Here is a 7,082-nt window from a genome sequence, read left to right as displayed (position 1 = left end):
GGTTCGGCTGGCACTTGAGTCGAGCTTGAACCCGGCCATGGCGAGCACATCGACGCCAAAACCCACGGTACCTTCGGTAAAACCCGACTCCAGTTGCAAGGCGAAACCCTGTGCCCACTCCTCGCGCTTGGATTGCATGGCATCGGGGTCGCGATAGTCGCGGTTGTAGTAGAAGTTTTTCAGTTCGAGCTTGCCGGTACTGTCACTGATGAAGTCAGCGAATACGCTGGGCGCAAGAAAGGAGCAAAGGGTTAAAACGCCTATGTTGATTGTTGTGTTCATTTAAGCAGCCTGCGTGAGTGGAAGTGCTCATCACAGGCTGCTGTAAACCCCTTTTAAACTGACCTAGGACTCGTTTGAAGGAGGGCAGGACTTATCTGATTCTGTGCGCGCCATGTCGCGGACAGAGGTCATGCAAATGGGTTAGCGCATGACTGCAGGGTTCGCGTTTTTGATCCGCAACCGGTAGGCAATGTAGATAATCCCAATCCAGATGGGCATTGCAAACACCGATTCACGAATGCCCGGGATCGCCAGCATCACGCTGATGATCATCACCATAAACGCCAGGCACAGGTAGTTGCTGAACGGGAACCAGAAGGTCTTGAACGACGGCACCACGCCTTGCTCGCCCATGGCTTTGCGGAACTTGATGTGGGTGATGCTGATCAGCGCCCAGTTGATCATCAGCGATGCAACCGCCAGCGCAAACAGCAGCCCGAGCGCATTCTGCGGCGCGATGTAGTTGACCACCACGCACAGCATCGTCACCAACGCCGAAACCGCGAGTGCGCGCAGCGGCACGCCTTGCTTGTTCAGCTTCATCAGCGCTTTGGGCGCATCGCCTTGCTCGGCCAGGCCGAACAGCATGCGGCTGTTGCAGTACACGCCGCTGTTGTATACCGACAGCGCCGCGGTCAGCACCACGAAGTTGAGGATATGCGCGGCGGTGTCGTTGCCGATCAGCGAGAAAATCTGCACAAACGGGCTGCCGCTGTAAGCGTCGCCCGACGCGCCGAGGGTTTGCAGCAGTTGGTCCCATGGGTACAACGACAGCAGCACGGTCAGCGCGCCCACGTAGAAAATCAGGATGCGGTACACCACCTGGTTGATGGCTTTGGGGATCACTTTGCGCGGCTCGCTGGCCTCGGCGGCGGTGATACCCACCAGCTCCAGGCCACCAAACGAGAACATGATGAACGCCATCGCCATCAACAGCCCCATGCCGCCATTCGGGAAGAACCCGCCGTGGCTCCACAAGTTGCTGACCGAGGCTTGTGGGCCGCCGGTGCCGCTGAACAGCAGATAGCAGCCGAGCACGATCATGCCGACAATTGCCACCACCTTGATGATCGCAAACCAGAACTCGGTTTCACCAAAGAACTTCACGTTCAGGGTATTGATCAGGTTCACCGCCACAAAAAATACCAGCGCGCTGACCCAGGTGGGGATTTCCGGCCACCAAAACTGGATGTACTTGCCCACCGCCGTCAGTTCGGCCATGCCCACCAGTACGTAAAGTACCCAGTAGTTCCAGCCTGACAAAAAGCCTGCGTAACCGCCCCAATATTTGTGCGCGAAGTGGCTGAAAGAGCCGGCTACTGGCTCTTCGACAATCATCTCGCCGAGCTGGCGCATCATCAGGAACGCGATAAAACCCGCAATCGCGTAACCCAGGATCATCGACGGGCCTGCCGACTTGAGCACCCCGGCCGAGCCAAGGAACAACCCCGTGCCAATCGCCCCTCCCAAGGCAATCAGCTGAATATGCCGGTTCTTCAGGCCACGCTTGAGGCCTACCGGGTTAACCATGTCATCCGCCATTAACTTTCCTATCGACTGGTATTTCTTGAGGGGGATTGCACGCCGCACCCGCCCTCAGAAGTGCTGAGGGGGCAGATATTACTCTGCGTAAACTTTTCGTAATACAGCTGAACGCCATCAAGTGCCTGATCTGCTAGCCATTGCGGGATCGATTCGACCATTGGCGCGGGCCTTTGGCCGGGCGCAAGCCCCCACAGGGATCGCTGTACTACGGGGTTTTCCGCACGGGCAGGGCCAAGGCATCGAACAAGGCCTTTGCGTAACCGGGCAACTGTTCAAACGAACGCGCACACAGCAGCAGCGTGCGGCAGGCCCACGCTTCGCGTAAAGGTTGCGCCTTGAAGCGGCGTTCCAGTGGCCAGCGCTGCAATGCAGCCTGGGGCACGATGCCCAGGCCGGCACCGTGAGCGACCATGCGAATCAGCCCGTCAAAGCCATCGGCGCGAATTCGTGTTTGCAAGCGAAAGCCCGCGTGCAGCGCCTGTTCTTCCAGGTACACCGCCAGCGCGCTATGCGCGGCCAGGCCCACGTAGTCGTGTTGCAGGCTGTCGATAAAACTCACTGGGCCACTCGCCAGCGGGTGCTCCAGCGGCATGATCAGCACCAGCGGGTCGTCGCGAAAGGCCAGGGTTTGCAGGCCGTGGGCGTCTACGGCGTCGGAAATGATCCCGAGGTCTGCCGTGCCCTGGCGCAAGGCTTGGGTAATGCGCAGGCTCGGCAGCGCTTGCAGCTCGATCCCGAGGTTGGGGTGTTCGCGCAAAAAATCCGCGAGCAACTCCGGCAGGTATTCGCTGAGGGCGGTGGTGTTGCACAGCAGGCGCACCTGGCCTTTGATGCCATTGGCGTATTCCGCCAGGTCGTGTTGCAGGTGCTCAGCCTGTTGCAGCAGCAAGCGCGCATGCCTGGCCAGCGCTTTACCGGCGGCAGTGGGCGTGACGCCTCGGCGCCCGCGCTGCAGAAACGCGGTGCCCAGCGACGCCTCCATCGCCCGGATGCGCGCGCTGGCGGCGGCCAGCGACAAATGGCTGCGGCTGGCGCCTGCGGTAATGTTGCCGGTGTCGAGGATATTCAGGTACAGGCGCAGGTCGATCAGGTCAAAGTGCATCGCGGCTCCTCGGTTGGCTGGGCTGGCCCCATCGTGAGCAAGCCCACTCCCACAGTTTGATGGGTGAATACAGTCAAGTGTGGGAGCGGGCTTGCTCGCGATGGCGGTGTTAGCCTCACACAAAACAAGAGGCTGCCTCAGTATATGGCGAATGTGCGACCGCCTCTAAAACCTGCACACTGCGCGCATGAATACTTCCCTGGCGTTCTACCAAACGATCGGCCCCGCCTTGACCCTGCTGGTGTTCGGCACCTTCCTGCTGGCCGGCACCGTTAAGGGCGTGATTGGCCTAGGCCTGCCCACCGTTGCCATGGGCCTGCTCGGCCTGGCTATGTTACCGGCGCAGGCTGCCGCGCTGCTGATCATTCCTTCGACGGTGACCAACCTCTGGCAACTCACGTTCGGTGGCCACTTGAGGTCGCTGATCAAACGCCTGTGGCCGATGCTGCTGTTGATTTTCCTCGGCAGCGGGTTTGGCAGCGTATGGCTGGGCATGGACGGCGGGCATTGGGTGGTGCGCGCGCTGGGTGCGGCGTTGCTGGTGTATGCGCTGAGTGGGCTGTTGTTGCCCGCGTTCAACGTAAAGCCACACACCGAGCGCTGGCTGGGCCCGGTGTGCGGGCTGATCACAGGCGTCATCACCTCGGCCACCGGCGTGTTCGTGATACCCGCCGTGCCTTATCTGCAGGCGCTGGGTTTGACGCGAGACGAGTTGGTGCAGGCGTTGGGGTTGTCGTTCACGGTGTCTACGCTGGCGCTGGCGGCCGGTTTGGCTTGGCGCGGCACCCTGGGCGGCGGTGAAATAAATGCCTCACTGCTGGCGTTGGTGCCCGCGTTGCTGGGTATGTGGCTCGGCCAGGCGCTGCGCCAGCGTATCAGCGCGCAACTGTTTAAAAGGGTGTTTTTTATCGGCATGGTGTTATTGGGTGGCCATTTGTTAATCAGCGGATAAATCAAAAGTACCGGTTTATTCGTGCGCTCAGGTCAAGTGTATTTTGCCGCGTCGAGGCTTATTCCGGGGCACCCATATCCGTAGTCTGCGGGCATACATTGATAACCCTCTGGATTCGCTCCCATGAAAAAAGTACTCCTGCTTAACGGCGGCAAAAAGTTCGCTCACTCCGATGGCCGCTACAACACCACGCTGCACGACGCCGCCTTGGCGGTGCTGGACCGTGGCGGTATCGACGTCAAAGTCACGCATATCGACGAAGGCTACGACGTGGCCGAAGAAGTCGCCAAATACCTCTGGGCCGACGTGATCATTTACCAGATGCCCGGTTGGTGGATGGGCGCGCCGTGGATCGTCAAGAAGTACATCGACGAAGTGTTCACCGAAGGCCACGGCAGCCTGTACGCCAGCGATGGCCGCACGCGTTCCGATGCGACGCAAAAATATGGCAGCGGCGGCCTGCTGCACGGCAAACAGTACATGTTGTCGTTGACCTGGAACGCGCCGCAGCAAGCGTTTGACGACCCGGCTGACTTCTTCGAAGCCAAGGGCGTAGACGCGGTGTACTTCCCGTTCCACAAGGCCAACGAGTTTCTTGGCATGCGCGCTTTGCCGACCTTTCTGTGCGTGGACGTGATGAAACGCCCAGCCATCGAGGCCGATGTGGCGCGCTACGAGCAGCATCTGGCGCAGGTGTTCACGCTCTCGGTGTAAGCTGCTGCGAACCGTTACCGAGGACCGCCCGTGAAAGCCCGATCCGATGAGTTACAGATCTTCGTCAGCGTGATTGAGTGCGGCTCGATTTCTGCGGCGGCGGAGCAGGTCGGGCAGACGCCCTCGGGGGTCAGCCGCACCTTGTCGCGCCTGGAGGCCAAGCTCGACACCACGCTGATCAACCGCACCACGCGGCGCATGGACCTGACCGAAGAGGGCAAGTACTTTTTTGAGCAGGCCAAGGTGATTCTGGTGCAGATGGAGGAGTTGGAAGAGCGCCTGTCGTCACGCCAGAAAACCCCGGCGGGGCGGTTGCGCATCAACGCCGCCGTGCCCTTCATGCTGCATGGCATCGTGCCGTACATCGCCGAATTTCGTCGCTTGTACCCCGAGATCCAGCTTGAGCTGAACAGCGATGACGTGATCATCGACCTGCTGGAGCAGGGCACCGACATCGCGATTCGCATCGGTGCGCTGGCCGACTCGACTTTGCATGCCCGTTCCCTGGGCTGTACGCCGCTGCATATCCTCGCCAGCCCCGGCTACCTCAAACACTATGGCACGCCCGGCACAGTCGCCGAATTGGCGGACCACACGTTGCTGGGGTTCACCCAGACCGAAACCCTCAACCATTGGCCGCTACGTCACGTTGAGGGCGACCGCTGGCTGATTGCGCCAAGCATCGCCGCGTCCAGCGGTGAGACCTTGCGCCAACTGGCGCTGGAGGGGCAGGGCATTTGCTGCCTGTCGAACTTCATGACGGTTGAAGACATCAACGCCGGGCGCCTGGTGCCGGTGTTGGAGGCGTTCAACAGCGGCTATCGCCAGCCGATTCATGCGGTGTTCTACCGTAATTCGCAGTTGGCGCTGCGTATTCAGTGTTTCCTGGATTTCATCCAGACCAAACTGGCGCGGTATGCCTGCTGACCCCATAAGTTCACTGGCCCCATCCGCTGCAATTTCGTACCATTCCCGACCTTATTCCCCGCAATGCCTTGGTACTTCATGAACCTCACCCGTCTGCGCGCCGATGCTCTGGCTGGCCTCACCACGTCTTTTGCGTTGTTGCCCGAGTGCATCGCCTTCGCTCTGGTCGCTCATCTCAACCCGCTGATGGGCCTCTACGGCGCCTTTATCATATGCACCCTCACCGCGTTGTTCGGCGGCAGGCCGGGCATGATCTCCGGCGCAGCGGGCTCGATGGCGGTAGTGATTGTCGCGCTGGTGGTGCAACACGGCGTTGAATACTTGCTGGCGACGGTGCTGTTGGGCGGGCTGATCATGGTTGCGTTCGGCCTGTTGCGGCTGGGCAAACTGGTGCGCATGGTGCCGCACTCGGTGATGCTGGGTTTCGTCAACGGCCTGGCGATCATCATTGCACTGGCGCAACTGGAGCATTTCAAAAGCGGCGACAGCTGGCTCAGCGGCACGCCGTTGTACGTGATGACCGGGCTGGTCGCGCTGACCATGGCCATCGTTTACCTGCTGCCGCGTCTGACCCGCGCCGTGCCGCCTGCGCTGGTGGCGATCCTCGGCGTCGGCCTCGCGGTGTACTTGCTCGGCCTGCCGACGCGTACGTTGGGCGACATGGCCCACATCGCTGGCGGCCTGCCGACGTTCGCGCTGCCGCAGATCCCCTGGTCGATGCACACCCTCAGCATCATCGCGCCTTACGCGTTCCTGATGGCCATGGTCGGCTTGCTGGAAACCCTGCTGACCCTGAACCTCACCGATGAAATCACCGAAACCCGTGGCTACCCCGACCGCGAAAGCGTGGCTTTGGGCGCGGCGAATATGGTCTCGGGGCTGTTCGGTGGCATGGGTGGTTGCGCGATGATCGGGCAAACCGTGATCAACCTGAGTTCGGGTGGGCGCGGGCGATTCTCCGGGGTGTTTGCCGGGGTGATGATCCTGTTGTTCATTTTGTTTCTGTCACCGCTGATTGAGCGCATTCCGCTGGCGGCGCTGGTCGGTGTGATGTTTGTGGTGTCGCAACAGACCTTCGCCTGGGCCTCGTTGCGGGTGATCAACAAGGTGCCGCTCAACGACGTGCTGGTGATTATCGCGGTCACCGTGATCACTGTGTTCACCGACCTGGCCACGGCCGTGCTGTGCGGTATCGTGATTGCGGCGCTGAACTTTGCCTGGCAACAAGCGCGTGAGCTGTATGCCGATGAGCATCTGGAAGCCGATGGCAGCAAGCTCTATCGTTTGCACGGCACCTTGTTTTTTGCGTCGACCACGCCGTTTTTGAACCAGTTCGACCCGGCCAATGACCCGGCCCAGGTGACGCTCGATTGCCGTCACCTGAGCTTTGTCGACTATTCAGCGATTGCCGCGCTGATGACCTTGCGCGAGCGTTACAGCAAGGCCGGCAAGCATCTGCGGGTGCTGCATTTGTCGGAGCGCTGCAAAAAGCTGCTCAAGCGCGCGAAGGTTCATCACGATTGAGTGTGTTTGCGTTGGATTGCGCAGCTTCAGCCTTTT

The 7,082-nt window shown here is 60.4% G+C and carries 7 protein-coding genes; 4 read left to right on the top strand and 3 right to left on the bottom strand.

The window, feature by feature from the left end; genetic code table 11:
• From F0169_RS26480 to F0169_RS26470, 3 genes are all read right to left on the bottom strand, one after another.
• Positions 1–282, bottom strand: a 282-nt coding sequence (locus tag F0169_RS26480; protein WP_152748070.1) for an OprD family outer membrane porin, incomplete at its 3' end; no start/stop codon positions are given.
• 141 nt (positions 283–423) lie between these two features.
• A complete protein-coding gene (locus tag F0169_RS26475; protein ID WP_152748069.1) occupies positions 424–1,824 on the bottom strand; it encodes an amino acid permease in 1,401 nt (466 codons plus the stop codon).
• Between the two features lie 208 nt (positions 1,825–2,032).
• Positions 2,033–2,929 carry a LysR substrate-binding domain-containing protein gene (locus F0169_RS26470; RefSeq protein ID WP_152748068.1) on the bottom strand — a complete coding sequence of 299 codons (897 nt, stop codon included), beginning with the start codon at positions 2,927–2,929 and terminating at the stop codon, positions 2,033–2,035.
• Positions 2,930–3,116: 187 nt separating this feature from the next.
• Between F0169_RS26470 and F0169_RS26465 the strand changes: the two genes are divergently transcribed.
• The 4 genes from F0169_RS26465 (at position 3,117) to F0169_RS26450 (ending at position 7,046) form a co-directional block, all read left to right on the top strand.
• Positions 3,117–3,881, top strand: coding sequence for a sulfite exporter TauE/SafE family protein (locus F0169_RS26465; protein ID WP_058414172.1), 765 nt, complete (start codon positions 3,117–3,119; stop codon positions 3,879–3,881).
• A gap of 123 nt (positions 3,882–4,004) precedes the next feature.
• On the top strand, positions 4,005–4,595 hold the full coding sequence (gene mdaB, locus F0169_RS26460; protein WP_058414173.1) for an NADPH:quinone oxidoreductase MdaB: 591 nt from the start codon (positions 4,005–4,007) through the stop codon (positions 4,593–4,595).
• Between the two features lie 30 nt (positions 4,596–4,625).
• Positions 4,626–5,522: a LysR substrate-binding domain-containing protein gene (locus F0169_RS26455; RefSeq protein ID WP_172979566.1), complete on the top strand. Its 897-nt coding sequence runs from the start codon at positions 4,626–4,628 to the stop codon at positions 5,520–5,522.
• A 78-nt stretch (positions 5,523–5,600) separates the two neighbouring features.
• Positions 5,601–7,046 (top strand): SulP family inorganic anion transporter, encoded by a 1,446-nt coding sequence (locus F0169_RS26450; protein ID WP_152748067.1) that lies wholly within the window; start codon positions 5,601–5,603, stop codon positions 7,044–7,046.
• Positions 7,047–7,082: the final 36 nt, after the last annotated feature.

It is taken from the genome of Pseudomonas kitaguniensis, from assembly GCF_009296165.1.
GTDB lineage: Bacteria > Pseudomonadota > Gammaproteobacteria > Pseudomonadales > Pseudomonadaceae > Aquipseudomonas > Aquipseudomonas kitaguniensis.
The sequence above is the reverse complement of the archived record's forward strand: the minus strand, read 5'-3'. Positions and strand labels throughout refer to the sequence as shown.

Coding starts and splice junctions, on each gene's coding strand:
- F0169_RS26475 (WP_152748069.1), bottom strand. CDS start 1,824: ATGGCGGATGACATGGTTAACCCGGTAGGCCTCAAGCGTGGCCTGAAG.
- F0169_RS26470 (WP_152748068.1), bottom strand. CDS start 2,929: ATGCACTTTGACCTGATCGACCTGCGCCTGTACCTGAATATCCTCGAC.
- F0169_RS26465 (WP_058414172.1), top strand. CDS start 3,117: ATGAATACTTCCCTGGCGTTCTACCAAACGATCGGCCCCGCCTTGACC.
- mdaB (WP_058414173.1), top strand. CDS start 4,005: ATGAAAAAAGTACTCCTGCTTAACGGCGGCAAAAAGTTCGCTCACTCC.
- F0169_RS26450 (WP_152748067.1), top strand. CDS start 5,601: ATGAACCTCACCCGTCTGCGCGCCGATGCTCTGGCTGGCCTCACCACG.